Source organism: Shewanella xiamenensis, assembly GCF_024971755.1.
GTDB lineage: Bacteria > Pseudomonadota > Gammaproteobacteria > Enterobacterales > Shewanellaceae > Shewanella > Shewanella xiamenensis.
The window spans coordinates 4,025,807-4,052,449 of sequence record NZ_CP079718.1 but is presented as its reverse complement, the minus strand read 5'-3'; the positions used below and the strand labels follow the sequence as shown (position 1 = coordinate 4,052,449).

Below are 26,643 nucleotides of genomic sequence, written 5' to 3'. Positions count from 1 at the left end.
CTCGGGCATGTTGACGTATTGAGATACGATGCTGTTCAGGCAATGCCTTACTCGGAAGATGCGGAGTGAATATAGCGGTTCAATCTTGCATCAAGTAAAGCCCGATAACCCATCAGCTAGTCGCAAAACTCCACATATTTTGGATTAGTCCATCGATTACCTCAAATGCCACCATCACTTCAAAAGGCTCGTCGTGTATGCCGCTGATCCGTTCGTGATCCACGACCTTATTGCCAACGACCATACGATTGAGGATTTCGGCATGTAAATGCGGCAAGTTAAAGCGCTCATTTTGATAGAAATCGCGAAATGCGGCTTTACCCCGAATAACGGGCTCTGTGGCGGGTGGACGGTAAATACAAACGTTGTCGCTAAAGAGTGCCACAAAGCTTGCAAGGTCGTGTTGGTTATAGGCAACTAACTGGGCTTGCACTAAGGCTTCGGGTGTCACGCTGTTTACGGTTAAATTGCTCAAGGATGATCCCTTACTGAAACGGGTAAGTTTGAAATGCGTTGCTGTGTTGGATGGGAAAGCGCGTTTGGTGTCATCATATTTATCACCATTACAGCCTACTTTCCCAATACCGTAGTTTTGTAATACGTAATTTATTCCAATAGTTTAAGTTGTGTTTTACCCCATTGAGTGGCAAAGGGCATGGCTTCTTGAGGGGTTAAGGTAAACTCCTGCTCGCAGCCGTCACCACGGGGCATTTCCCAAAACTTCATTCCAGTTGCCTCAAGAGTCAGTTGATAATAGCCAGAGCCGTCGGAGGTGGGGCATTCTGCGCTTGGCGGAATATCGGCAAACAGCTTTTGCTTAAGTGCTTGTGGTAACGGAAAACTCATACTCTCAGGCATCGCTTGAGGCTGTTCATTTTCGATAAACCACTGCCACGGATGGAAAGGTTTGCCATCGGCGAGGGAGAAGCTAACAAACTCTTGGCTGATCCCATTGGCACCATAACCCGCTGCCCAGCGATACAAGCGCACAGTAAGCCAATGCTGATTAAGGAAAATGGGTTCTGCAAAGGTTTCGTCAGTCACAAAGCTGCCCATTTGAGCCAACATTCTGCGGCGAGTCTCAAAGGTTTGTGCCAGCTGCGCATCACCGGTGAGCTTTCTCTCAAGCCAGTGATTAATTGCCGAAATGCCTTTTTGTGGGCCGTTAAATTCGATACCAACATCAGTGCCAAAGGTCAGCGGACGGTATTCAATAGTCTGAAAGCGTTGCCATTTTCCGCGGCTCAGTGAAGGTTTGGTTTCAAGCGGCAGATTGTAGGCATCGGCGCTGCAGTCATCCTGATTATCCGGGCTGATTTGCCGCTCAAGTTGTATTGGCAGTGACTTGCTGGCGCTGTCTTTAAACCACTGGCCACTCAGTGTTTGTGGTGTTGCGGTATCAAACTGCCAGTTTCCGGTGTTGTTTTCTTCTTTCCAGATGCCGTCTTGCAGCTCGAGTCGAATTGGGGTGAGGTATTTTTGATAGTAATAACTGCCGGTGCCATATTGGTTAAAGCAGACTCTGATCTTGCTTTTACCCAGTTGTCCCTGCCAAACGCCTGTGAGTTCATTGGCGGCAAACGTGCTGAGTGGCAGTGTAGTGGTAAGTAATAGGCTTGAGGACAATAGCGTTAGTAACTTCCGTGTATACATACTTTTTCTCTTAAAAGATAATAGATTATGGTATTACGTGTTGGTTATAAAAAAGTCGCCCTAAGGCGACTCTTAACGGTTTCGAGCTCGATAAACGTTAGGCTCACCGTTTATCGCATCAAAAGGCCTGTTTATTCAACCTGCCAATCAATTTGTTCACCAGCGCGGATAGGCACGACATTGTTGTCGCCAAGTGGGTAACTGACTGGCACATCCCAAGATTTTTTCACTAGGGTGATGGTATCGCTGTTGCGCGGCAGATTGTAAAAATCTGGGCCATTGAAGCTGGCAAAGGCTTCTAATTTATCCAGTGCATTGACTGATTCAAAGGCTTCGGCGTACAGCTCAATGGCGGCATGGGCAGTATAAGAACCCGCGCAGCCACAGGCGGCTTCTTTACGATCTTTTGCGTGTGGCGCCGAGTCGGTACCGAGGAAGAACTTTTTATTGCCACTGGCTGCGGCGCCTAACAGCGCTTGCTGGTGGGTATTGCGCTTTAAAATCGGCAGGCAATAGAAGTGCGGACGAATACCGCCAGCCAACATATGGTTGCGGTTATAAAGTAAATGGTGCGCGGTGATTGTGGCGGCCACGTTGTCAGAGGCTTGAGTGACAAAATCGACCGCATCCTTAGTGGTGATATGCTCGAGAACGATTTTAAGCTTCGGGAAATCGGCCACGATCTTGCTGAGGATATTCTCAATAAACACGCGCTCGCGGTCGAAAATATCAATCGATGAATCAGTCACTTCACCATGCACGAGGAACAACATGCCCACTTCTTGCATCGCTTCGAGGGCGGGGTAGATGTTCTTCAAATCGGTGACGCCAGAATCCGAGTTGGTGGTCGCGCCCGCGGGATAGAGCTTAGCGGCAACGATTTTGCCCGAGGCTTTAGCTTTACGGATTTCCTCTGGGCTGGTTTTGTCGGTGAGATACAACACCATTAAGGGTTCGAATTGCGAGCCTGCGGGCACTTGCGCCTTGATACGATCGTAATAAGCCAAGGCGGTTTCGGTATCGATGGCGGGAGGAACCAGGTTAGGCATGACGATAGCGCGGCCCATATAGCGGCTGATATCGCGAACCGTATCTGTTAATTGGGCGCCATCTCTTAGGTGAATATGCCAGTCGTCAGGACGCGTAATAGTGAGTGTTTTCATAGGGCGATTCATCTTATTGGATATGTCTGCTGCGAGGGTGGCAGGATCTTATGTGGCAAGGTTTTAGCTGTAAAGGGAAACTCCGTCATTTGGCGAATAAAAGTGTTAGCGCATGTTGAGCGACTGCCAGCTTGTTCTTTGCTGAGTACCGTACACCTACAAGCCGCCTTTTCTCATATCGAGCGGACACTTTTGCGAAATTTAGACGGACACTTTTAGTTCTCAACTGTGGTGTCCGCGGACACTTTTATCTTGAATCTTATCTAACACAATGAAAATAAATGCTTTAATGGAATTGGCATAGGCGTTGCTATTACTGGATATCGATTTTTAATAGTGTCCGTAGCGATGGGCATATCCAGCCCTCCGACAGGGAAGCGAGAAACGCCATGATTAAAGATACCAGCGGCCAAGATACTCTCCTTGCGCCATCAAACGCTAAACGTCTCAAGGTGCCCTTGATTATTGGCGGCTGCACCTTATTAGTGAGCGCCTTAGTGTGGGCCAGTTTCAGTAGCGATAATGTGAGCAAATCCATTAGCCGTAGTGAGTTAACCACTGCGACTTTATATGTAGGTACGCTGACTCGGGATATCGCGACTACAGGTAAAATCGTCGCGGCCAATGCACCGATCCTCTACAGCACTGAAGAAGGGGCAGTGACGCTACTGAGCAATCCTGGCGATACAGTTAATAAAGGCGATGTGGTAGCCAAGCTAGATAGTCCAAGACTGACCAATCAATTAGAACAGGCGAAATCCTTATTAGCGGGTTTGGAGGGCGCCCTTGAGCGTGCCAAGCTGGACGCCAGACGCAACCAATTACAAGTCAACCAAACCTTAGATATGGCCAAGGTCGATCTCGAGGCGGCCGAGCGTGAACGTCGCCGTGGTGAGCAGCTTATTCAAAGTCAGCTGATTGGGCAGATTGACTATGAAAAGGGCAAAGATGATCTGCATAAAGCCAAACTGAAATTTGAGCATGCGTTGCAAGATGCTGCATTAACTAAGGATACCTTGACCTTTGAAGTAAAGAATAAAGCGCTTGAAGTTGAACGCCAGCAGTTAGCGGTAGGTGAATTAGAGCGCCAAGTTGAAGCCTTAAATATTAAAGCGCCGGTTGGCGGCATTATTGGCAACTGGCTGACAGAGCAAAAAACGCGTTTGAGTGCCAATCAACCGATTCTGACTGTGGTCGATTTAAGTGCCTATGAGGCCGAGCTTGCGGTGCCAGAGTCTTACGCCGATGAACTTGGACTTGGCATGGAGGTTGAGCTGAGCTTTGGCGAAGTCAAACTCATGGGCAAGTTATCCTCGATTTCTCCCGAAGTGCGTAACCGTGAAGTGACCGCAAGAGTGCAATTTGCCCAGAGCGAAAGCCTTAAGCTGCGCCAAAACCAACGCATTTCTGCCCGAGTGCTACTCGAACATCGGGAAAATGTGTTGATGGTCAAACGTGGTGCCTTTATGACCAGCGGTGGCGGGGAGGAGGCTTATCAAGTCGAAGGCGATATCGCTACCCGCCGCCAGATTAAACTGGGTAGCACCAGTATGAGCCAGGTGGAAGTGATTGAAGGCGGTAAAGCGGGTGACGAATGGGTGATCTCGAGTGTTGAGCCCTTCAATCATGCCGAACAGGTTAAGATGCATTGATGTTATTTGGTTGAAAAAACTTATTAATCAAGTTGATGGATTGGAAATTGCCATGGTTAAAAATACTGCGGCGATAAGTAAATAGGAGCCAATAATGAGTCATAAAAATGTTGATATCAGTGTGTTGATGTCCTCCAAGCTGTTTGGCGTATTCGCTTTGGCCCTGTTAGTTGTGGCGGTAGAGCTGGGGATTGGAGAGGCTAATAGTTGGTTTTTCCTTGGCTTAAATATTTTGGAATGGACCAATCCCTTAGACGAAGTGCGCCAGATTGGTGATGTCTCGATGGAAAGTGTGAGCTTGATATTCTCTTGCCTAAATGGGCTGTTCGGTAAGTTGAGTGAGTTCATTATGGGTGCTTTTGTGGGCTGATAAGTAGCTTTATCTGCTTTGTCTTCTACATGCTCAAGTTACATTGAAGTCCCGCGCGTTTTATTAGCCGTTTACGCGCAAAGATAAAAATTAATTAAGGAAATTAAAATGTTATCAATGAAGAATATCAGTAAAGTTTTTAAAACGGACTTAGTAGAAACCCACGCACTGCGGGATTTCAACCTTGAGGTAAACGAGGGCGAGTTTGTGGCGGTCACAGGCCCTTCGGGTTCAGGCAAAACCACCTTCTTAAATATTGCTGGCTTGCTCGAAGGCTTCACCCATGGGGATTATTTTTTAGATGGGATTAATGTCTCCAACCTCAGTGATAACAAGAGTGCCGCCGTACGCAATGAGAAGATTGGCTTTATCTTCCAAGGCTTTAACTTAATCCCCGATCTTAACCTCGCGGAAAACATTGAAGTACCGCTGCGCTACCGTGGTTTTAGTGCCAAGGAGCGTAAACGCCGTGTGGAGCAAGCATTAGAGCAAGTGGGCTTAGGTGCGCGGATGAAGCATTTGCCGACTCAATTATCCGGCGGTCAACAGCAAAGGGTAGCGATTGCCCGTGCTTTAGCGGGGGAACCCCGTTTTCTGCTCGCCGACGAACCCACGGGTAACCTCGACAGCTTAATGGCCCGCCAAGTGATGGAATTATTAGAGAATATTAACCAATCTGGCACCACCATCATCATGGTGACCCACGATCCTGAACTGGCTCGCCGTGCCCAGCGCAATATTCAAATTGTCGATGGACAAGTCTGCGACTTTACCATGTATCAACCCAATGTGGCCCGCAGTGCAAGCCACGGCAGTGTCGATAAACTGGTTGCTAACGCCCAAGGCTAGGAGCGGTTATGTTCTTCTATTACTTAGATTTAGCTTGGCGTAGCATTAAAAAAACGCCCATGTTGTCGGCATTGATGATCATGGCGATTTCCATCGGCATAGGCATCACGATTACCACTCTTAACATTTACAAAATGATGTCCACTAACCCTGCGGGGGAGAAGTCCAGCCAATTGTTTGCGGTACAGCTGTGGAGCCAAGGTCCAGATGCTTGGGATCGCTTCGATCAACAGATCACCTATCAAGACGGGATGAACTTACTTAAGAGTGATATTCCGAGCCTGCAAACCCCCATGTTTCGCACTGGTGGCGCGGTGCAAACCGAAGATCCGGCTTTTTTACCTGTACTGCAATCTCGGGTTAGGGTGACCAATAACGACTTTTTCCCACTGTTTGGACTTGAGTTTCAATACGGTCAGGCATGGGATGACAGCGTCGATAAAGATGCTCGCTACGAAGTGGTTCTCACCGATGAGCTGAATAAGACGCTGTTTGCGGGCCAAAATAGTGTCGGCAAGACGATTTATTTCAACGCTAAGCCCTATCAAGTGGTTGGAGTGCTCAAGCCTTGGGCGCCGAGTCCAAACTATTACGATCTTAACAATGGCGCTTTTGGCAATGTGGATACCTTGTTTGTGCCCTACAGCTTAGCGCCGATTGAGGAATATGGTAGTTGGGGGAATACCAACGGCTGGAACTATGAAAGCATCAACAACTATGCACAGCGTTTAACCTCCGAAAAGCATTGGACGCAGTTTTGGGTGCAACTGGATACGCCTGAGCAAGTGGCAGAGTACCGTCAGTGGGTACGCCAATATATTGAACAACAAAAGAAATTAGGCCGCTTTGGCTCACCTAAGGCCGATGTGCAGTTGTCCGATGTTGACCAATGGTTAGCCATTAATAAAGTGGTGCCAGAGGATAACAAGGTGCTGGTGGGCCTCAGTGTACTCTTCTTGATTGTCTGTTTAGTCAATATGTTAGGTCTGTTGCTGTCGAAGTTTTTACGTCGAGCTCCCGAAATTGGCGTGCGCCGCGCCATCGGCGCTAGCCAAGGGCAGATCTTTGCCCAGCATATGGTGGAAGTGTCTTTGATGGGATTATTCGGCGGTTTACTCGGCTTGGCTTGGGCCTGGGGCTCACTTGCGTTGCTCACAAAGAAGTTTCAACTTGAGGCTTCGATTACTCATCTCGATGCCAGCATGTGGCTCATTGCGCCTGTTATTGCCATTTTTGCAGCGATTGTGGCGGGTATTTATCCTGCGTGGCGTGTGTGTACCACTAACCCAAGTGTTTATCTCAAGAGCCAATAATCGGGGGCAATATGTTACATATCAAACCTATTTTAAGCAGTTTATTACGCAGTAAAAGCGGCCCCTTGTTACTGTTGTTACAGATCATTTTATCTGTGGCTATCGTGGCAAATGCTAGCTTTATTATCGCCGAGCGCCTGAATTTAATGGCCCGTGAGTCGGGAATTGTTGAAAGTGAAGTCTTCGATTTCAGTATTTATCATTTTGATAAATCGACAGATTTAGTTGCGCAGGATAAACGGGATTTGGAACTCCTGCGGGCTATTCCTGGGGTGATTGATGTTGCGCCCACCTCAATGGCTCCCCTTAGCGGTGGTGGTTGGTCGAGTAACTTTACGCTGGGGCCTGAGGAGCGCGCTAAATCTACGCCCAATACCGGCATGTATATGAGTGATGAGCATTTTATCGACTCCTTAGGGCTGAAGTTAGTCGAGGGACGTAACTTCTATCCCCAGGAAATCACCACAGAGTTGCTGGAAGATGGGGGCAAGATGATAGTCACTAAAGCCTTTGTCGATAAGGTGTGGCCGAATGAATCAGCGCTTGGCAAGAGCGTATATATGGGCACACAGCACTTTGTGGTGATTGGAGTGCTGGAGCGCTTACAAACGGCATGGGTTGATAATAGTAACCTTGAGTTTAGTTCCGTATTGTCGGTGAATTATCCCGCTGACTATAAACGTTATTTAGTAAGAGCTAAGCCAGCTGATATTGAGCGCTTAAAAGAGGTCATCCCCGAAGCCCTGCATAAAGAATATCCTAGCCGGGTAGTCGAAGGCTTTACAACCATGAGCGAGCGCCGTATCGAGGCATATCGTGACCATGAATTAATGGCAACCGTACTGACCATGATGGTGGTATTGCTGTTGTTGATTACCTCACTTGGGGTGACAGGGATGGTGATGTTCAATATCCAGCGTCGCACTAAGCAGATTGGCACTCGCCGTGCGTTAGGTGCTAAAAAGCGCGATATTATCAGCTACTTCCTAGTGGAAAACTATCTGCTATGTCTGTTAGGTGGCACTTTGGGTGTGCTGTTAGCGATTCAGTTAGGCCAGCAATTGATGAGCCTGTATAGCTTACCTATGCTGGCGCTTTCCTATCCATTATTCACCGTTGTTGGATTATTTGTGGTGACCACCCTTGCGGTGTACTTACCTGCACGTAAAGCTGCCAAGATATCTCCGGCGACAGCGACGCGTACTGTGTAACATAAGCTGAGCGGCATAAAGTGCGATAACAGTAGGATGTTATTGCACTTTTTGTTACTTTAAGGTTAATAGTTTTACTCGGGACATACTTTGCCACATGGACACAATTCTGATTGTCGACGATAACCACGCCATCTGCCAGGCCTTAGGCTTAATGCTGGAGATCAATGGTTATCAGGTGTTAACTTGCCATACACCAGATGATGCCCTTGGTCTGATCGCGACCCATGATATTGATCTTGTTATCCAAGATATGAACTTCACCCGCGATACCACCTCTGGGGAAGAAGGGCGGCAGTTGTTTTATGCATTGCGTGATAGGCAGCCGGATTTGCCGATCATTTTAATGACGGCTTGGACTCAGCTCGAAACCGCTGTTGAGTTGGTTAAAGCCGGCGCCGCTGATTACATGGGCAAACCGTGGGATGATGCTAAGTTACTAAACAGCATTACGAATTTAATTGCTCTCTATAAGCTTGCACGTACAAATCATCGGCTCGAGCGAGTTAATTCACAACGCCAAGTCGCGATTGCCGATGCGGATCTGTGCGGGATTGTTTTTGGTAGTGGTGCGATGCAGCGTTGTATTGACTTAGCCTTACAACTGGCACGCTCCGATGTATCTGTATTGATCACAGGGCCTAACGGTGCCGGTAAAGATAAGCTTGCCGATATTATCCATGCCAATTCTCCCTTAAAAAACAAACCCTTTATTAAGGTGAATGTGGGGGCTTTGCCAATGGAGTTGCTCGAAGCCGAACTCTTTGGTGCCGAGGCGGGGGCGTTTACGGGGGCTAACAAGGCGCGCATTGGTCGCTTTGAAGCGGCCGATGGCGGCACTTTGTTTTTAGATGAAATAGGTAATTTACCGCTCTCGGGCCAAGTGAAATTATTGCGGGTATTACAAACCGGGGAGTTTGAACGTTTAGGCAGCCATAAAACCCTAAAAGTGAAGGTGAGGGTGATCAGTGCGACCAATGCCGATCTTGCCCAAGATATTGCCGAGGGACGTTTCCGTGAGGACTTATTCTATCGCTTAAATGTGATTGAATTGGCCTTACCGCCACTGAATCAGCGTATTGACGATATTTTGCCCTTAGTGAAACATTTTGTCGGTGAGGGTTTTAATTTGAGTAAACCCGCCCAACAGGCGCTATTACAGCATCGTTGGCCGGGTAATGTGCGCGAGCTAGAAAATGCCTGTAAACGTGCGGCGCTATTGGCGCAAAGTCGAGTGTTAACCGAAGTTGATTTTGGTTTACCGCCAGTCAATGTTAACAACACTCACACGATAAATACGATGACGTTTGGGCGAACCATAACCGAAGTTACCCCGATTGAATCACAGATAAAAGTTGCTAATCAAGACGTGTCTGCTCAACTGGATTCCAGCGACACTATGGATGTTAGCCGTGAGCAGATTGAAATGGCCTTAAGACAGCACAAGGGCGTGATTGCGCGAGTAGCCAAATCCCTTGGCCTAAGTAGGCAAGCCCTGTATCGCCGCATGGATAAGTTTGGTCTAGAAAAATAGTCATAGCTCTATAAACATTGAGTCTTAGGTGGAGTTTTAGGTGCAACTGCGAACAAGATTAATCATTTATTCAACTGTTTGTTGCGCCTTAGGAGTGCTATTGACCTTAGGTGCTGTGAGCTATCGCCCGTCTATCTCGTCAGTTGAAGTGCCAGCTCCCATCAAGCTCCCCGCAATTAATATACCGCCCATCGATGTAGATAAGCTTCAAGAAAACGTCGAAGCGGCAATTAAAAATAACGAGAAATTACAACAAACGTTGCCATTACAGGAGCGTTTAAGGGCCGAGCAGATTAAGCATGAGCTGCAAAAGTTAGAGCAGCTCAAGCAAGAACAATTGCAAATTAAGCTTTTTAAACTCGAGCAGCTTAAAGAGGGGCTTTTTAGCCCTTCTGCCCATCCTGATGTGCCGCCCACGGCCCCACCAGCAGAACCTATCTCACTGCCTAAGTTGACGTTAGCGCAAGGGACAGATCAAGGGCTACCAATCACCGAATGGTTATTCATATTATTGTTTACCTGTGGTATTTGCGCCTTAGGTGTGGCTTGGTTTACCCGCCATTTAGCTCGTAGCCTCAATGCCTTAGAGGTTGGCTTACTCAACTTTAACGACAATGACTTTAGCGTCAGCATTCCGGCAAATGGTGAGGGCCAGCTTAAGGCATTGGCTGAGCTATTTAATGATTCGGCAGCTAAGCTGCGCCAGGAGCGGCAGTATATTTATCAGCGCGAATTGCTGCTGGATAAAGTGATTCAAAGCTCACCTAACGTGATGCTGCTGTTTAACGACCATCAAAAACTCATGTATGCCAACGATGCGGCGCGACATCTTTTCAATATCAAAGGCAAAATGGAAGGCTTGAGCCTCGACGAGTTGCTGCAAGACTTACCCGAAGCGCTTGCCTTGGCGCTTAAGCAGGAAAAGAGCGGCTTATTTACTATGGGTGAGGATGATACTGAGACTTGGTATCTGAGTCGCGGCCAATTTTTGCTGAATAACCAACAGCATAATTTAATCTTGCTTAAGCAGATGACCCGAGAGCTTAATCGTCAGGAAGTGGCGGTGTGGAAGAAGGTGATCCGTATTATCAGCCATGAGCTAAATAATTCTGTCGCGCCCATTGCTTCTATGGTGAATTCGGGGCGTTTACTGACGAAAGATCTCGATAATCCAAAGCTTAAACTGATATTCGACACTATCGAGAGTCGCACGAATCACCTGAGTCAGTTTATTTTCAATTATGCTCGCTTTGCTAAACTGCCTTTACCGCAGCGACGTCAAGTCGCGTGGCAGCAGCTTATCGAACATTTAACCCAGCATTATCCTTTTACTTTAGCCAATGAATTACCCGCTGAAATGGGCTATTTCGATCAAGGGCAAATGGAGCAAGTTCTGCTAAACCTGCTGAAAAATGCCCATGAATCAGGTTCCGATCCCGATGAGGTCACGCTTACCATTCGCTTTCAAACGCTGGTTGATGGCGCTGGCTTTATTATCAAGATTGAGGATCGTGGTAGTGGCATGTCCGAGGAAGTGTTAGAGCAAGCCCTATTGCCTTTTTACTCAACCAAGCAATCAGGTACTGGCTTAGGCTTACCACTTTGCCGCGAAATTATTGAGGCCCATGAAGGCAGCATTAGTATGCATAATCGCACCGATGGTGGGCTGTCAGTACAACTCTGGTTACCGCAATAATCTGCGTTTGAGAGTGTATCAAGAGTTTTCTTGCTCATTCTAATGTATTACCCAAATGGGCTATTTTGCGGTTTTTACCTTAGCTTTTTGGGCTAATTTAGGTCTCAGTCTAATGACTAGCATTCTTCAATCCTGTTAACCTTCCTTTAATAAAAATAAGCGTTAAATGTTACATGCACAACATGGCAAAGTGTGCATTTTACGCTATCGCTGTATCTGAAGGTTTGAGCATTGTAGGTAAGGAGGGACCTGTGAAATCGTTAATTCAGCGGTTGTTGTTCAGTATTTTGTGTCCATTCTTGTTTATAAGCGCTCCCGGCGCGTTAGCCGATGATGATATTGAAATCAGTGGGCTTGTGATAGATAGAACCTTAACGCGTTTTGGTAAGGATTTTGGGTTTTACTATTCAAGTTATTGGCGCGAATTGCCGTTTACTCAAGGGTTTAACGTGACCTTGTATGAGACGGTGTTTCCGCAGGCCGGAACCGTTTTAACCTTAGAAGTGAATGGAACTCGTATTTACACCACACACTTTGGTCGTCGGGCGAACCCGATTAAGGAGAGCGCAGAGCAGGCCATTTTGTTGACGATTGATTACTTAGCTCAAGTCAGGGCTAATGCGATTACGGGTGATTTTTCAGGAACATCGGACGATTTGTAGGATAACAATAATGACATTCAGGACGTTACTTTCTCTTGCTGTGCTTTGCATAGCTCACACTAGCCAAGCAACCGAATTAATCTATACCCCCGTCAACCCAAGCTTTGGGGGCAATCCAGCGAATGGCTCCTTTTTACTCAATAAAGCGCAGGCTCAAAACGATAATAAAGCCAGCTCTACTGAGAAGGACTTTGTTACTCGTTTTAAGGAATCATTGGAACGTAACATCATTAACTCCATCACCCGCGGCGTTGCCGATGGTGAGATCACCGATGGGGTGTACGATACGGGCGATTTTCGTATCGAAGTCGCTTCTACTGGTACCGGGGTGATGTTGACCATCACTAACATTGAAACCGGTGAAGTGACTGTGATTGAAATGCCAACTTTTGGAGGCGGAAACTAATGGCACGTTCCATCCTTATCGCTTCTATGCTGCTGAGTATGTCCGCCTGTAGCTTGATCCCAAAGCCTGACTTAAATATAACTCCTGCTCAAGTTAATCCGATGAGTGAGGTGATGAAGGAACTACAGAGTCAGCCTGGGCCTAAGTTTCCTATTCCGGTAGCTGTCTATTCGTTTCGCGACCAAACAGGCCAGTATAAGCCTCAGGCTAACGTGAGTTCCTTCTCCACGGCGGTCACACAAGGGGCGACATCGATGCTGATGCAAACCTTGATCGACTCTAAATGGTTTACGCCCGTTGAACGTGAAGGCCTACAAAATTTATTAACTGAGCGCAAAATCAGCAATAAACAAAATGGCTCAAAGGGCGATGATATCCCCGTGTTATCGACGGCGAGATTGCTATTAGAAGGCGGCATTATCAGTTACGAGACTAACACCAGTACAGGCGGTACAGGGGTTGAATATTATGGTATCGGCGCCTCGGAAATGTACCGTGAGGATTTAGTCACTATCTATCTGCGTGCTGTTGATGTTCACACAGGCAAAGTGATGATGTCTGTATCTACAAGTAAAAGGGTACTTTCACAGGAAATGCGTGCAGGCCTGTTCCGTTATACCAGTTTGAATCGTTTGGCCGAAGCCGAAGTCGGTTTTACGACTAACGAACCAGTGCAATTTTGCGTGTTGCAGGCTATCGAACTCGCGGTCGCCGAGTTGATCGATAAGGGCATTAAGCAAGGCTATTGGAGTCAGGCACAAGTGGCACAGCCCGCTGAAAAACAGCAGGAGTTGAGCCAAGGCTAATTCCTTTTGCGATAATAAGCACCGAGCCAGATACGTATCTGGCTCGTTTTTTTGTTTAATTAATCGGCCTGTAATGCCTTCCAAAATAGCGCAAAGCTGGCATCTCGATAATGTTTATCTTTGCCTAATTCTGGATTATCGATAAAAAAGCGCGTGGCGGCCAAGTATTGCCCGTGACAGTTTTCAAGCATTAAATCAACGGGATAGTGTGCAATCAATCCCATCAGTTGTCCTTGTTTTATCAATTGCGCGATAAACCCTAAGATACTGTTCATCGCCTGCTCGCGAATATGCAGAGCGATCTGCGGTGACATAGAATACTGCTGAAAAAACAACTGTTTGACTGGATTTTCAATCGACCAATCGATCGCACTCTGCCAGAGAGTTTCGGCATTGTGTTTTAGATCTTGCCCCTCGCCGACCTTTAATAACAAGGCATCGGCGAATTCTTGCTTGATGGTAAGAAAAAGGCTTTCCATCAGTGCTTCCTTAGTCGGAAAATGATGGAACAGGGTGCCCGTGGCGACGCCCGCCTGTTTGGCGATCGATGCGGTCGAGGTGCCATGAAACCCTTGGTCGACAAATAAGTGCAAGGCGGTGTTCAAAATGGCCTGACGTTTATCCGTTATGGGTTTAGTGTCTGTATCTGTTGGTAATAAGCTCGGCATAACCACTCCTAAGCGCTTGTATTAGCGTAAAAACAGCTTCATCAACATGCGTTGGATAAAAGTGCCATAGGGAGGATGGACAAACTTACCCGTGTTGAAGCGACCTCGACTAAGTACGGTTTTGGCGTGGCTAAAGGTCAGGAATCCTTCCTTGCCGTGGTAATGCCCCATACCCGATGGACCGATTCCGCCAAAGGGGGCATCATCGGCCGCCACATGGAACACGGTTTCGTTGATGCATACACCGCCGGAATGGGTTTGTTTGAGGATTTTTTGTTGGCTCGCTTCATCAAAGCTCATCACATACAGGGCTAAGGGGCGGGCGCGATGGTTCACGTAGCTAATGGCTTCATCTAAGCTATCGTAACCAATCACAGGCAGTAGTGGGCCGAAGATTTCTTCTCGCATCAATAGCATATCTTCAGTGGTGTCGGTAATGAGCTGAGTCGCGAGTTTTCGATGCTGGCTATCAATCACGTCATTCGAGGCGGAGATGACCTTAGCGCCTTTAGCCTTGGCATCTTCGAGTACTGTCATCAAGCGATCAAACTGACGGGCATTAATGATGCTGCCGTAATCTTTGTTGTGACTAATTGCGCCGTACATGGCCTGGAATTTCGTCTGATAGGCTTGGATAAACTCTGCCACTTTCGTCTTAGGGCAAAGCACATAGTCAGGTGCTACACAGATTTGTCCAGCATTCAAACACTTACCATAAATCATTCGTTCTACTGCTATCTCAAGTGGCATATCGGGGGCGATAATCACTGGCGACTTACCGCCCAGCTCGAGAGTCACAGGTGTGAGATTATTGGCGGCGGCGCGCATCACATGGCGACCGACGGTGGTTGAACCAGTGAACAGCAGATGATCGAAGGGCAGGGCTGAAAACTGCGCCGCGACATCGGCTTCCCCTTCGACCACGGCAACATGGGATTCTTCAAACACTTCGGCAAGCAATTGCTTGATGACGCTGTTGGTCGCGGGGGTGAATTCCGACAGTTTGAGCATGGCATGGTTGCCTGCGGCGATGGCAGTAACTAAGGGGCCGATGGAGAGCATGACGGGGAAGTTCCAAGGCACGATTATCCCAATCACCCCGAGCGGCTGATAATGCACTTTCACTTGGGCGGGGGCGAGTAAGATGCCCGCATGACGGCGGCTTGGCTTGAGCCATTTCTTTAGGTTTTTCAAGCTGTAATTGATGTTGTTGACCACGGGCATAATGTCGGAAATCAAGCTGTCGTCGACCGATCTGTGGCCATAGTCCTGTGACAGCGCCTCGACGAGCGGCTGTTGGAATTTCAGCAAGACGGCCTTAAGGCGGGTTAAGCGTTCTTTACGGATAGCGTAATCGGGATTCGGTGCTGCCAAGTAACTTGCACGTTGGCGTTGGAGTAACTCGGTAAGTGGCGAGATTTTTGCTGGGTCTGTTGCCATGTTCATCGTGATCCCTTGAGTGCAAGTCTTAATAAAATAAAGCCGTTTGTTGCTAAATACACAAACCGACTGATTAGTCGGTTTATCCTAGCGGTTAGCGTGATTTTGCGCAAGCATACTGATGCATTTATGAGCAAGATCACGGCCTGATAGAGACTTAGCTTTTACACTTAACAGGACATTTGTTAGACAAGGAGTGAGTATGACTTTGTTAAAGCATGGAATTTCTGTTGGCATTGAGCGTTATGGTGAGGATGATTTTTTTGTCGCCTTTAAAGCCATTGGTACCTTAACTCATCAAGATTATGAGGTGATGGTGCCCGTGCTCGAGGCCGCGTTAGCAGGGGTAAAAGATCCCGATATTTATGCCTTAGTCGATGTGACTGAGCTCGAAGGTTGGGAACTTCAAGCCGCTTGGGACGATCTAAAACTAGGGGTTAAGCATGTTCGTCACTTTGAGCGGATTGCCATAGTCGGTAAAACGACGTTACAGGAGGTGATGGCAAAGCTGGCAAACTGGTTCACTCCGGCCGAGGTTAAGTTTTTTGTCGATAAACTGGATGCCATTACTTGGCTCAAAGATGAACTTAGCGATGACTAGCCATTAAGGAGAATAGATTATGCGTTCAGGTCAAATACTCTGGCCCACAGATTTTTCGGAAACTGCGGCCCATGCGCTACGTTATGCCATCGAAATGGCAAATTTATACCATGTTGGGCTAAAGATTTTACATGTTGTAGAGCAACCAATCGGTGACGAGAACTACATGATCCTAGCGATCACGCCCGAGGAACTCGCTAAAAGCATGGAGGAGGCCGCAGCAACTAAAATGCAGGCGTTACTCGAGGGACTCAAGACCGAATTACCGATTACAACACTTATTCGCCGAGGCGATCCCGTCGATCAAATCCTCGAGGAGGCGAATAGTAAGGACGTTGGTATGGTGGTGATTGCTAGCCATGGACGAACCGGAATTTCGCACTTTTTACATACGAATGTTGCCGAAGCTGTTGCCAATGGCGCGGCATGCCCTGTATTGGTAGTGAAATAGTCTATATTGGGTAGATAACAGGGCGCTAAGGCGCCCTTTGTTTTTGATTGCTAAAGCATAATTAATTTTACGGCCTAGCTGTTTGTCCTGAGTTACTGCGATAAAATACAGATTATAAGCAATGCCATTTGCCCTAATATGGGGCGCAACAACCTAAGTGATGGATAAAATTATGCGTACTCAAGAAGTGTTATGCCCTACGGATTTTTCGGCAACTGCCGCCCATGCGCTTAATTATGCGGTTGAAATGGCTAATCTATATCACGTAGATATCCGTTTGCTGCATGTTGTCAGCCCTGCAAGAAGTGCCCATTGTTATGGTATTGCGGTAGATACTCCCGCGACACTTGAGCAACAGTTAGCCGAGTTTGTGGAGACAAAAATGCAGAGTCTACAGCTGCAAATGCAGCAGGGATTAGCGGTTGGACTAAAGGTTAAATGTATTGTTCGTCATGGTGATGCGAGCGAAGAGATTTTAGCTGAGTCAGCCGATGCGGGTATGATTGTGATTGCAAGCCATGGCAGCAGCGGCTTAGTGGATTTTTTAAAGCATCATGTGAGTCAAGATGTTGTTAGATTGGCGAAATGCCCAGTATTAGTAGTTAAGTAGTTAAGTAGTTAAGTAGTTAACTTATAAAGGATCTTGCTTGAGTTTTGATTGATCCACAATGGTATTTGAGGCTTCAGCTTCATTCTCTAGGGACATGAGTTGCCGATATTTTTCTTGTAAGGCGATCAGTGTCCCATCTTCGGTAATTTGTTTTAACCCAAGGTTAAAGTCGTCACGGATTTGCTCGCTTAAAAACGCAAATTTATACTCAGTCGGTGGAAAAATGCGATGACATACCGCCACCTGTTTACTCTCTACTTCGGTGAGTTTTCCCTCAATAAATGCCTGTCTAAGATAGTACGTGAAAATGTTCTTATCCATAACCACTACATCAGCCCTGTGTTTCATCAACATGTAAACCTGCTGTATTTGCCGAGCTTGTTCTTGGTAACTAGGATTAGCTTTAGTCATTTGAGCAAATTCATCACCTAAGAAGCTTGCTGCACGTTGAAAGGAAACGACTTTTTTATCCGTTAAGTCTTTAATGCTATTAATCGAAAAGTTATTTTTCTCTAGGCTGATTGCGCAATTTTGATAACGAATCGCCACATTAGAGTAGAAAACGTTTTCGATCATGCCTTCTTTTACGTTGATTATGCCGTCTAGTTTACCCTCCCTAAGTTCATGGAAAGTGCGTGCTAAAGGCAAATATTCAATATTGGCGGTATGCCCTTTGACTGCAAGTGCTTGATACAGCAAATCGAGTTCTAGGCCGCTATCAGATTCTTGGATGACATAGGGAGGAATGGAGAGACTCACGCCAATTTTCAGTTCCGCCGCTTGGATTAATTGGGGATACAATAATGCAATTACTGCTAGCAATGGGTAGCGAACACAGGTCATTCTAGAGACGCAGGAAATATGGTTAGTTTGTTTCATCACGCACTGTTACCTTTCGCACCATTGGCCATCTCATGATGCCCAGAGTTGTCCCCTGACATATCATTGTAAGTGTAGTTTGTTAATCTACAGCCACAGTTATTTTTATCTGAATAAAGCTTGTTTATATTCAAAATGACGAGTTCGGCTGGCGTAAAAAAGCGATTTCTTCTGCTGTCGACTCTCTAGCTAATATTTTGTTTCTATGAGGATAACGACCGAATCTGTCGATAATAGCCTTGTGTTTTAGTTCAAATTCGAGATTAGCGATTGCAGCCTCTCGATTGAACAATTTTACAGCAACTTGATGGATGACTGGGGATTCGCTATGCATAAAAGGCATAAACAAAAAGGGTACTTGTTTGGGAGAAAGCTCCTTATCAATTTGGAGTGCAACAGCCTCTTGGGCAAGGACCAGCGCAATAGTGTCAGCCTCAAACGCTGCTGGCGTGTCGCGATAGATATTTCGCGAGAATTGATCCAGTACGATGATTTCGGCTAAACGACCTTGAGGTGTCACGCGCCAATGCGCAAGCTCACCGCGCTTGGCTTGTTTTAATAGGTCTTCAAAGCGAGATTGGATTTGTGCATCAAATGTTGGGTCTTTTATCCACCAAGATTGAGGTGAAATTTCCTCAAACCAGAAATGTAGCACTTGCTGTGCGGTCATCATTTGGCCCATCGTTGGCTCTCCCATTGATTAATCTTTTTTACAAATAACAGTGATGGAGAGCTTATACAAGCAAATGCGAAAATGTATCTGTGGGAACAGATGTCAAACGGGTCAATTTGCTCGAATAATTTGAATGGAGGCTATTTCTTATTCACTGAATATCAAGTAGTTTTATATTCACTTGGTCAATATTTGGATTGATTTTTTATGCCCCTCGAATCTGCTACTCAGTCAATATCGAAACAACATAAGGCGTTTTTACGTAAGCTATATTTAGCGCATTTAATGGACGATGATCGGCATAACTTGTTATCACTCAATAAGTTGACTGGAATGCCGAGGCGGACATTGCAGGATGCTATCGCCGCGTTTGAAGATATCGGTATTCGCGTCGAATTTGTGCAAGATGGCAGTCGAAACAATGCAGGTTATTATCGCATTTTGACCTGGGGGCCAATTAGCAGTGCGTGGGTTGATACACATTTCGAGGAAATTGCCTCAATTATCGGTATCAGTCCATTAAGTGAATCCGTGGCGTGAAAGAGCGCGGATTTTGGTTTGATACCGAAGTTAAATTAAGTCAAAGAACTATTTTACCTGCGCTACAACATGATATTGCCGCAGACATCGCCATTATTGGCGCGGGCTATTCAGGACTATGGACGGCCTATTATCTTAAGCAATACCAGCCCAATTTATCCGTGGTGATTCTTGAGGCTGATACCATTGGCCAAGGCGCTTCGGGGCGAAATGGCGGTTGGTTGATGGGCGGTTTTAGTGGCGATGTAGCCTATCTTAATCAGCTTCAAGGTGAGTCGCGCTTAATAGCAAAAGCCTTGATCCAACAAACTATTGCTGAAGTTGCGGCAGTTTGCGCCAAGTATCATATCGACTGTGATTTACACCATGGCGGCAATTTACGGGTAGCCGCGCGTTATCCTGAGCAATTAGCCAATATTCAAACCGAATTAGCGCAGTGGCGCGCAGATGGCTTTGGTGAAGAAGATATTCGTTGGCTAGATAAAACTGAACTCGATAAACAAGTCTCCATGGCCTACGGCCAAGCGGCGCTTTTTACGCCCCATTGTGCGCGAATACATCCGGCGAAACTCGTCTGTGGTTTGGCTGATCTGGTGCAAAGTTTAGGGGTGAAGATCTACGAGCACACCCCAGTAAATCACATGGCGCATCTTGGTGATGCGCAAACCCAATTACAGACGCCACAAGGAAATGTTCGTGCGGCGATTGTGGTGCCCGCCGTTGAAGGCTATCTTCGCCAATTGGGTGAATTGGGACGATTTACCTTACCAGTTCAGAGTTTACTGATCGCCACTGAGCCGTTAACGAATGAAATGTGGCAGGACATTGGTTTAGCTAATCGCGCGACCTTTAGTGATGCTAGCCGCATCGTTACCTATGGTCAGCGAAGTCCTGATAACCGTTTGATATTTGGCGCCCGTGGCGGCTACGGATTTGGCGCTAAAGTGCGGACTGAATTTGGATTTAATCCCGAGTGCTTTAATGCCCAATCTCCCGCTAGCCATCGTCAATCGGCTTTTAAAGGGGAATTTGGCTTTCGCTATCAGCTATTGTTGGCGTTATTTCCGCAATTGGCGGATGTGCAAATTACTCATGGTTGGGGCGGTACCTTAGCCTTAGCACGGCAGTTTGCGCCCCACGCTATTTACGATAAAAATGTAGGATTGGGGCTTATTGGTGGTTACGGCGGCGAAGGTGTTGGGGCTGCCAATCTTTTTGCCCGCACGCTGGTGGACTTGATCTTAGCGCGTGATACGCCGCTTACTACTATGCCTTGGGCGTTTAATGCCCCCGTTCAGCAAGTATTAACGCCTTGGGAACCTGAACCTTTACCGTGGCTTGCTTATCATGGCATGAACAAGATTTTTGCATGGGAAGATAGGCTCTACAGCCAGCCCAAGAGTGCGGCTTGGCAAAAAGGCTTAGCCAAGCGGCTTGCGAATCGATTAGAAGGCTTAATGAGTTAATCTACTTATAAACCAGAGAGTTAATCAGTAAACCAGAGAGTTAATCAGGCCATTGCTGAGTCATTTTTATTCATACACGATTTATTCATACACGATAACTATTTTGCTGATCCGATGATGTTAACCGAACAGTTTTTCCTACAGGGCCGCGTTAAGCTTGAGATGATTCCCCACGAAATGCGCATGTCCCATTGGGTGTACGCGCCCAGATTAACCGATATGAAAAGCGGGCAAGTGCTGCTCGATCTTATCGGCCAATGCTGGGATTGTCAGTCTGCTATTGAGCGGGATAACGCGCTTTGCCTAACTCTCGATAGCTACCCCGATAGAGCCAACTGGCTTGAGTTGGCCTTTTTGCCCGATACGGGGCGAGTCCAGCTAAGGGCTGGCAATATCGACACTAAGGCGCTAATTGCACAAGAGTTTCTACCACAGGAGCTGACTGGCTACTTGGATACGATACGCGCGAATCTCATCTGTTAAAGGAAGATATATGCCCCAAAACCCAGCCAGCTAAGGACCAACAGGGCGATGGCAGCCCAAGCAATAGGAGTAAATTGAGTCTGTTGCAGCGAAAAATCTTCGCCATCATCCATCTCGCCAGCCGCGCTTACTTGTTGGTTTTTTGCCCTTAACTGTTGCTTTCTCTGTTTATCCCGCTCGCGAGCTTTAGCTTTTTGCAGTTTTTTATATTCGGCAATGCCCTTTTCAATCCCCTGGGCAATCAGTTTAGTTTGTTCTTTGGTTTGTCCTGGTTTTTGAGTGGCCTTCGCCATGGCTAAGGCATCTTGCTGGGTTTCGGTTGAGATAGTGGTTTTCATCTGTTCACACTGTGACTTTAGGTGTCTATTGCAGCGATTATACCCACAACTGTGCCGCTAAAGGCGCTAGTGAAGTCAATTTTGCATTAAAAAATCAGTGGGTAACCACGCTGTGGGGCAGAAATAAACTCAGGTTCGTAATCCCATACTTGGCGAATTATATCAATCGATAATGCATCGTTAGGTGTACCTTCACTGACGATTTCCCCCTGTTTGAGGACGATAACTCTGTCGCTGTAACGGGCTGCCTGATTGAGGTCGTGCAGTACCACAATCACAGTGTAGGCGTGCTTGTGGGCGAGATTTTTTGCTAGCGCTAATACTTTGTGTTGCTGCGCCAGATCCAGTGCCGAGGTAGGCTCATCTAACAGTAAAATCGGCGGGAAGGGGGATTGGCTTAACTGCGTTAACACCCTCGCCAGTTGCACCCTTTGTTTTTCTCCCCCTGAAAGCGTGGGGTAACTGCGTCGGGCTAAATGCAATACACCCACTTCGGCAAGCCATTTTGTGACTAACTGCTGGCCTTCTTTTTGACTCAAGGTTAAGGGATAAAGCCCCATTGCAACCACTTCATCAACGGTAAAGGGGAAGGTTAAGCTGGCATGTTGAGGCAGAACGGCGAGGGATTTTGCCAGTTCAGCCCTTGGCCAATCCACCAGTTGGCAGTGGCCAAGCTTGATGCTGCCTTGCGCAGTGTGGATCTCTTGGCACAGTGCCTTTAACAGTGTGGATTTGCCTGCCCCATTAGGCCCTAAAAGTGCGGTGACACTGCCCGGTTGAAATTGCACGCGAATGTTGTTCAACACCGCCTTATCGCCGATAGCGTAGCTGAGCCTATCCACGGTTAATTGGGTACGTTCAAAATGTTGTTTAGCGACGGGCGCAGCCGATAAGCTCATAGCCATGAAGTTCTCGTTTAGATTAATTTGCTGCGTTGTTGCAGGAGTAAAAAGATAAAGAAAGGTGCACCGATAAGTGCTGTGACTAAGCCGACGGGTAATTCGGCGGGGGGTAAAAATGCCCGCGCACCTATGTCAGCTAAGGCTAAAAGCGCAGCGCCCAAGAGGGCGCTCATGGGTAAAAGTCGTTTATGATCTGGCCCCAACAACATACGCACTAAATGGGGTACCACTAAGCCAATAAAACCGATAATCCCTGTTGCGGCCACACTCACGCCTACGCCTAATGCACAGAGTAGGATGAGTCTTAACTTAAGACGGTCGACATCAATCCCTAAATGTCTGGCTTCAGCTTCACCCAGTAGCAGGGCATTAAGTGCCATGGCATCACGCTGAAACCGCCAACTCAGCAGCAGTAATACCAGTAAACATAGGCCGACATACTGCCATTGAGCTCCCGCAATACTGCCCATTTGCCAAAGGGTTAAGTCACGTAATGCCATATCATTAGCGAGATAAGTCAGTACGCCTATGCCCGCTCCTGCTAGCGCTGCAATTGCCACGCCGGAAAGCAGCAATAACACCACAGATGTGCCTAAACCGTTACTCGCCAGACGATAAACGATCAGGGTTGTGGCTAACCCACAGAGAAAGGCGCCAAGGGAAATCATAAAAGATCCCACGTCGGGAAATAACACGATACAGATGGCCGCACCTAATGCGGCTCCCGATGACACCCCGATAATACCTGGGTCTGCCAGTGGATTACGGAATAATCCCTGCATCACAGCGCCACATTGAGCAAGGATCGCGCCTACCGTAAGGGCTAACAAGGTCCTTGGTAGGCGCACGTTACTTACCACCAGTTGCTCGTGGGGTGCAAGATTGCCAATGCTTTGCTGGGTTGCCCAATTAAATACCGCACTGAGGGAGTCCATAAGACTAATGCTTACAGGACCTACACTCACCGAGAGTATACTGCTCAGGATGAGGAGCATCATCATTGTGGGCCAAAGCCAGCGATACTGTAACATGGTTATTTCCCCGCCGTTTTACCTTGAGTGAGTAGGGTATCTGCAAGCGTTTCGGCAGCACCAATGGCGCTAATACCTAAACCTCCCAGTAAAGCTTGCGGGGCAAGGGTTTGGATATGACCATTTTGGCCTGCGGGAGTATGCGCTAGCAGCGGCATCTCCTTTAATAGAGCCTGGGTTGTTTGAGTGTTGGTTTGCGAGTCAGTTTTTTCGCTGCGGTTAGACAGTAAAATCACATCCGGTTGTAAGGCGAGAATGCCCTCTTGGGACAATGTCTTGTAGCCTTCAAAGTCTGCAATATTCTTTGCGCCCGATAGCGCAATAATGGTATCGGCAGCGGTACCTTTGCCACCGACTCGGGCTCCTCGTCCTTCCTGTAATAACATAAAGAGGATTTTTGGCTGAGCATTATGTTGGCTGAGTTGTTGTTTTTGCTTATTTAATTTATCTAGCCTTTGATGCAACTCCTGCTTTAGCGGGGCCGCTTTGTCTGTTCGATTAAGCGATTGTGCTAGCGTATCGATATTGCTCATTAATTGTTGCTCATCGGCGCTTGAGGGTAATTGCACTACCTTGATATTGGCTTGTTTTAGTACGTTTAGGGTGGTTTCTGGGCCCATTACGTCGGACCCCACAACTAGTGTAGGGCTGAGTGCCATAATGCCTTCAGCGGAAAGCATGCGGTGGTAGCCCAGTTTAGCGACTGAGCTTAATTGTTCAGGCACATAGCTGGTGGCATCGACAGCCACTAACTCATCGGCCGCCCCTAACGCCAGCACTAACTCGGTGACACCCGCCCCCGCGCTCACCAACTTTATGTCCTGAGTTGCACTCCAAGCATTAAATGAAAAGAGTGCTATGACTGCGGGGAGTAGACACAACCATTTATTGAATACATTGCTATCGGTCGGTTGACTGAGTTTATTAAATCGATAACGCACAGCTTGAAACAACATGGGTAAACTCCTGATCCATCTAAAAGCAAGGTCGAGGTGTTATCAACCTTGCAGGGTAAACGGGTTAAAACACGATTGAGTTAAGGTTTAGGGTTAATGTTTCATCAAAATTTGGGTTTGATTAATGGCGTTGCCCTGCAAAAGTGCCAGTAGCTGCATTAGCGGTTCAACTGGCGCGGCCTTATCGGCAGCAATAATGACGGTGGCCTGTGGTTGAGCCGTTAACAGCGCTTCAAAGGCTGAACTAAATGCGGTTAAATCAGCAAATTTTTCGCCATTAATCGCCCAGTAGGGGGAAGTCGCCATAATATTGATGGCTATCGATTGCTTATGCTCGAGTGCAGTAATGGCGTTGCTTGGGCTTTGAGGTACATCAACAGGTAAGCTCAGCAAACGGCTATTTGCGGTGAGTAACAGAAACACTAAAACAATAAAAATAATATCAATCAATGCCGTAAGATCGACGCTGGGCAGTGGCTCTAAGGCACTGATCGCTGCTTGGGGTAACGACGTGTGGTGAGTGCTTATCATGGCTGAGACTCAAGAGATGCGGCGTGTGGAGTATTAGGTGTTTGATTAGCCTGATTTCCTAGAGCGAATGCCTGATATAAGTCCTGCTCAAGTGGTAGCTTGTCTACACCGGATAACCATAAGTTAATTTGATTCAGCACATGGCTCGCTTTTAAGCATTGGCTATGCGCCCAGATCCCAAATAAATGGGCGGCGGTAATGGTCGGCACCGCAATGATAAGACCTGCTGCGGTAGTATTCATCGCCAGACCAAGCCCCGCACTGAGTTGCGCAGGAGTGACTGGCACTTGGGACTGGCCAAGTTGGGCAAACATGTCAATTAACCCAAGTACCGTACCGAGTAACCCCAGTAACGGACTAATAATCCCTATCACTTGCAAAATCTTAAGGCCCGCTTGCAGCTCCCTTTGTTGTTTATTCAGCCATAGACTGAGTAATTCTTCCCTGAGTGGTTTGGGTTGATGTGCTTGCGCTAACAGCACTGTTGCGCCACGCGCCAGTAAATCCTGCTGATGGCTGGTTTTAGAGAGTAAAGCTTGAATGTTTTCGCTTGTCGGTTTGGCATCAGAGTGGCGTAGCTCTTTAACCCAAGCTTGTTTTTTTGGGGAGATTGACGCTACGGATTGTTGTAAAAACAGTGCGCTACGCTCAAGGCAAATCATCAAGGCAAGGAATGCACATATCAGCAAAGGCCAGGTGAGTGAACCGAGCTGGCCATGTAGGGTAGAAAAGTCAGTCATAAGCGGTGAGTCTCTATAGTTAGATCTGTTATCAAGCATTCAGCCAAATTCGTTGCAATAGGATTAGCGTGGTTAAGCATTGCATCGCCACAGGATCAATTTAAGGCGAAGCGAATTGGTACCCTAACCTTGTAATGGCTCGCCAGTTTTGGGCTTGGCGCCTCAAACTGCCAAGTCTCTACCGCCTCTAGTGCCGCTTGGTCCAGCAGGCTGACACCAGAGCTTTTGACTAACGTGAGGGCGAGTTGTTGTCCAAATTCGTTAAACATCACTTCAATTGTTGCGGTTCCTTCCAAGCCTTTTTTGCGCGCCATGCGCGGATATGTTGGTTGGGGAGGTTGACTGGCAAAAGTGGGGGATGCGAGTTCAACCACGGTTTGATGAGGTGCCATATTGCTATCAATTGAATGCGGCTGCTCATCGATACTTGGAGTGGTTTTAGTTGGCACTAACTCGGCGTGTGGCGCCATTTTTTCTGTGGATTTTAGATTGTCAGTGTTGGCGGTGTAGTGATGCTCCTGCGACTGTTTAGACTTTGGCTGCGCGATGGTTTTTTTATCAATTGATGCAGTAATACTTTGTTTTTGCTCAGTCTTACTTTGAACGTTTTTTTTAGGTGTAGATGTTGTCAGCTTTGGTTGAGCAGCTTGTGTCGATGGTGCAGTAACAGTGTGTACCAATGATGCGTGATGGGTTTTGTTTACAGTGTTACCAGCAGTATCCGATGTTGCAGCCATTTGAGGCTTAGCAAAGTTTAAGGTAACAGGGTTTAAGGTAACGCGTTGATGTGATTCACCCTGAATGGTCGGTGAATTGATTATTTTTAGCTGAGCAGGCGTAGGTTGCGAAGCTATAACCCCCGTTTGAATCGCAACAGTTAATGCGCCAAAAGCTAAATATCGTTTCGGTGTCACGGCAAACCTTCCAATTCCAAAAGCATTCACTCATCAATCATTGCTAATTAAGATACATAAATATAAATAAGATCGCAAATGATAATGATTTCCATTTGATCAAAT

General features: G+C 47.1%; 30 protein-coding genes. 16 read left to right on the top strand and 14 right to left on the bottom strand.

Features of this window, described 5'->3' with window-relative positions:
* Positions 1–112: 112 nt before the first annotated feature.
* The 3 genes from KXJ80_RS19000 to pyrC all read right to left on the bottom strand — a co-directional run bounded on the left by KXJ80_RS19000 (position 113) and on the right by pyrC (position 2,816).
* Complete coding sequence (locus KXJ80_RS19000; RefSeq protein ID WP_218737279.1) at positions 113–475, bottom strand: nuclear transport factor 2 family protein; 363 nt, start codon at positions 473–475, stop codon at positions 113–115.
* 131 nt (positions 476–606) lie between these two features.
* Entirely contained in the window at positions 607–1,653 is a 1,047-nt protein-coding gene (locus tag KXJ80_RS18995; protein WP_218737278.1) for a hypothetical protein, read from the bottom strand.
* A 131-nt stretch (positions 1,654–1,784) separates the two neighbouring features.
* Positions 1,785–2,816 carry a dihydroorotase gene (gene pyrC / locus KXJ80_RS18990; protein ID WP_047538346.1) on the bottom strand — a complete coding sequence of 344 codons (1,032 nt, stop codon included), beginning with the start codon at positions 2,814–2,816 and terminating at the stop codon, positions 1,785–1,787.
* A 389-nt stretch (positions 2,817–3,205) separates the two neighbouring features.
* Here pyrC and KXJ80_RS18985 point away from each other — a divergent pair, with 389 nt between their 5' ends.
* The 10 genes from KXJ80_RS18985 (at position 3,206) to KXJ80_RS18940 (ending at position 13,315) form a co-directional block, all read left to right on the top strand.
* Positions 3,206–4,468 (top strand): efflux RND transporter periplasmic adaptor subunit, encoded by a 1,263-nt coding sequence (locus tag KXJ80_RS18985; RefSeq protein ID WP_218737276.1) that lies wholly within the window; start codon positions 3,206–3,208, stop codon positions 4,466–4,468.
* A 94-nt stretch (positions 4,469–4,562) separates the two neighbouring features.
* Positions 4,563–4,838 carry a hypothetical protein gene (locus KXJ80_RS18980; protein ID WP_099456898.1) on the top strand — a complete coding sequence of 92 codons (276 nt, stop codon included), beginning with the start codon at positions 4,563–4,565 and terminating at the stop codon, positions 4,836–4,838.
* A 108-nt stretch (positions 4,839–4,946) separates the two neighbouring features.
* Positions 4,947–5,687 carry an ABC transporter ATP-binding protein gene (locus tag KXJ80_RS18975; RefSeq protein ID WP_037421582.1) on the top strand — a complete coding sequence of 247 codons (741 nt, stop codon included), beginning with the start codon at positions 4,947–4,949 and terminating at the stop codon, positions 5,685–5,687.
* Positions 5,688–5,695: 8 nt separating this feature from the next.
* Positions 5,696–7,000 (top strand): ABC transporter permease, encoded by a 1,305-nt coding sequence (locus tag KXJ80_RS18970; RefSeq protein ID WP_218737275.1) that lies wholly within the window; start codon positions 5,696–5,698, stop codon positions 6,998–7,000.
* Positions 7,001–7,011: 11 nt separating this feature from the next.
* Positions 7,012–8,211, top strand: a complete 1,200-nt coding sequence (locus KXJ80_RS18965) for an ABC transporter permease (protein ID WP_218737274.1) — start codon at positions 7,012–7,014, stop codon at positions 8,209–8,211.
* A gap of 97 nt (positions 8,212–8,308) precedes the next feature.
* On the top strand, positions 8,309–9,745 hold the full coding sequence (locus KXJ80_RS18960) for a sigma-54-dependent transcriptional regulator (protein WP_218737273.1): 1,437 nt from the start codon (positions 8,309–8,311) through the stop codon (positions 9,743–9,745).
* A 40-nt stretch (positions 9,746–9,785) separates the two neighbouring features.
* Positions 9,786–11,441, top strand: a complete 1,656-nt coding sequence (locus tag KXJ80_RS18955; protein ID WP_218737272.1) for a sensor histidine kinase — start codon at positions 9,786–9,788, stop codon at positions 11,439–11,441.
* A gap of 251 nt (positions 11,442–11,692) precedes the next feature.
* Positions 11,693–12,103, top strand: coding sequence for a curli production assembly/transport protein CsgE (locus tag KXJ80_RS18950; protein WP_037421568.1), 411 nt, complete (start codon positions 11,693–11,695; stop codon positions 12,101–12,103).
* Positions 12,104–12,113: 10 nt separating this feature from the next.
* On the top strand, positions 12,114–12,509 hold the full coding sequence (locus tag KXJ80_RS18945) for a curli assembly protein CsgF (protein WP_023269023.1): 396 nt from the start codon (positions 12,114–12,116) through the stop codon (positions 12,507–12,509).
* Positions 12,509–13,315, top strand: a complete 807-nt coding sequence (locus KXJ80_RS18940; protein ID WP_023269024.1) for a CsgG/HfaB family protein — start codon at positions 12,509–12,511, stop codon at positions 13,313–13,315. The genes KXJ80_RS18945 and KXJ80_RS18940 overlap by 1 nt, the downstream gene beginning before the upstream one ends.
* Before the next feature lie 59 nt (positions 13,316–13,374).
* Here the strand turns inward: KXJ80_RS18940 and KXJ80_RS18935 are convergent, their stop codons facing one another.
* Positions 13,375–13,983 carry a TetR/AcrR family transcriptional regulator gene (locus KXJ80_RS18935; protein WP_218737271.1) on the bottom strand — a complete coding sequence of 203 codons (609 nt, stop codon included), beginning with the start codon at positions 13,981–13,983 and terminating at the stop codon, positions 13,375–13,377.
* 21 nt (positions 13,984–14,004) lie between these two features.
* Entirely contained in the window at positions 14,005–15,429 is a 1,425-nt protein-coding gene (locus KXJ80_RS18930) for a coniferyl aldehyde dehydrogenase (protein WP_218737270.1), read from the bottom strand.
* 196 nt (positions 15,430–15,625) lie between these two features.
* Between KXJ80_RS18930 and KXJ80_RS18925 the strand changes: the two genes are divergently transcribed.
* The 3 genes from KXJ80_RS18925 (at position 15,626) to KXJ80_RS18915 (ending at position 17,085) form a co-directional block, all read left to right on the top strand.
* On the top strand, positions 15,626–16,024 hold the full coding sequence (locus KXJ80_RS18925) for a SpoIIAA family protein (protein WP_023269027.1): 399 nt from the start codon (positions 15,626–15,628) through the stop codon (positions 16,022–16,024).
* Between the two features lie 19 nt (positions 16,025–16,043).
* Positions 16,044–16,475, top strand: coding sequence for a universal stress protein (locus tag KXJ80_RS18920; protein WP_218737269.1), 432 nt, complete (start codon positions 16,044–16,046; stop codon positions 16,473–16,475).
* A 172-nt stretch (positions 16,476–16,647) separates the two neighbouring features.
* A complete protein-coding gene (locus KXJ80_RS18915; RefSeq protein WP_037421547.1) occupies positions 16,648–17,085 on the top strand; it encodes a universal stress protein in 438 nt (145 codons plus the stop codon).
* 21 nt (positions 17,086–17,106) lie between these two features.
* On the opposite strand, the gene KXJ80_RS18910 is transcribed toward KXJ80_RS18915, so the two are convergent.
* Both KXJ80_RS18910 and KXJ80_RS18905 read right to left on the bottom strand, forming a co-directional pair.
* Complete coding sequence (locus KXJ80_RS18910) at positions 17,107–17,928, bottom strand: substrate-binding periplasmic protein (RefSeq protein WP_256931013.1); 822 nt, start codon at positions 17,926–17,928, stop codon at positions 17,107–17,109.
* A gap of 166 nt (positions 17,929–18,094) precedes the next feature.
* Positions 18,095–18,646 (bottom strand): DUF924 family protein, encoded by a 552-nt coding sequence (locus KXJ80_RS18905; protein ID WP_218737932.1) that lies wholly within the window; start codon positions 18,644–18,646, stop codon positions 18,095–18,097.
* A 198-nt stretch (positions 18,647–18,844) separates the two neighbouring features.
* On the opposite strand from KXJ80_RS18905, the gene KXJ80_RS18900 reads away from it, so the two are divergent.
* The 3 genes from KXJ80_RS18900 to KXJ80_RS18890 all read left to right on the top strand — a co-directional run bounded on the left by KXJ80_RS18900 (position 18,845) and on the right by KXJ80_RS18890 (position 21,126).
* Positions 18,845–19,177 (top strand): winged helix-turn-helix domain-containing protein, encoded by a 333-nt coding sequence (locus KXJ80_RS18900; RefSeq protein WP_088586035.1) that lies wholly within the window; start codon positions 18,845–18,847, stop codon positions 19,175–19,177.
* The gene (locus KXJ80_RS18895; RefSeq protein ID WP_218737267.1) at positions 19,174–20,643 is read left to right on the top strand and encodes an NAD(P)/FAD-dependent oxidoreductase; all 1,470 of its coding nucleotides are present in this window, start codon (positions 19,174–19,176) and stop codon (positions 20,641–20,643) included. The genes KXJ80_RS18900 and KXJ80_RS18895 overlap by 4 nt, the downstream gene beginning before the upstream one ends.
* Positions 20,644–20,757: 114 nt before the next feature.
* Positions 20,758–21,126: a hypothetical protein gene (locus tag KXJ80_RS18890; RefSeq protein WP_256930942.1), complete on the top strand. Its 369-nt coding sequence runs from the start codon at positions 20,758–20,760 to the stop codon at positions 21,124–21,126.
* Here the strand turns inward: KXJ80_RS18890 and KXJ80_RS18885 are convergent.
* The 7 genes from KXJ80_RS18885 to KXJ80_RS18855 all read right to left on the bottom strand — a co-directional run bounded on the left by KXJ80_RS18885 (position 21,123) and on the right by KXJ80_RS18855 (position 26,538).
* The gene (locus tag KXJ80_RS18885; protein ID WP_218737266.1) at positions 21,123–21,464 is read right to left on the bottom strand and encodes a DUF2956 domain-containing protein; all 342 of its coding nucleotides are present in this window, start codon (positions 21,462–21,464) and stop codon (positions 21,123–21,125) included. The two genes, KXJ80_RS18890 and KXJ80_RS18885, sit on opposite strands and share 4 nt — an antisense overlap.
* Before the next feature lie 86 nt (positions 21,465–21,550).
* Positions 21,551–22,369: a heme ABC transporter ATP-binding protein gene (locus KXJ80_RS18880; protein ID WP_218737265.1), complete on the bottom strand. Its 819-nt coding sequence runs from the start codon at positions 22,367–22,369 to the stop codon at positions 21,551–21,553.
* A gap of 11 nt (positions 22,370–22,380) precedes the next feature.
* Positions 22,381–23,397 carry a FecCD family ABC transporter permease gene (locus KXJ80_RS18875; protein ID WP_218737264.1) on the bottom strand — a complete coding sequence of 339 codons (1,017 nt, stop codon included), beginning with the start codon at positions 23,395–23,397 and terminating at the stop codon, positions 22,381–22,383.
* A gap of 2 nt (positions 23,398–23,399) precedes the next feature.
* Complete coding sequence (locus KXJ80_RS18870; RefSeq protein WP_218737263.1) at positions 23,400–24,353, bottom strand: hemin ABC transporter substrate-binding protein; 954 nt, start codon at positions 24,351–24,353, stop codon at positions 23,400–23,402.
* A 93-nt stretch (positions 24,354–24,446) separates the two neighbouring features.
* Positions 24,447–24,884 carry an ExbD/TolR family protein gene (locus KXJ80_RS18865; protein ID WP_218737262.1) on the bottom strand — a complete coding sequence of 146 codons (438 nt, stop codon included), beginning with the start codon at positions 24,882–24,884 and terminating at the stop codon, positions 24,447–24,449.
* Positions 24,881–25,624 carry a MotA/TolQ/ExbB proton channel family protein gene (locus KXJ80_RS18860; protein WP_256930941.1) on the bottom strand — a complete coding sequence of 248 codons (744 nt, stop codon included), beginning with the start codon at positions 25,622–25,624 and terminating at the stop codon, positions 24,881–24,883. Before KXJ80_RS18860 ends, KXJ80_RS18865 begins: the two co-directional genes overlap by 4 nt.
* A gap of 95 nt (positions 25,625–25,719) precedes the next feature.
* On the bottom strand, positions 25,720–26,538 hold the full coding sequence (locus KXJ80_RS18855) for an energy transducer TonB (protein ID WP_218737260.1): 819 nt from the start codon (positions 26,536–26,538) through the stop codon (positions 25,720–25,722).
* Positions 26,539–26,643: the final 105 nt, after the last annotated feature.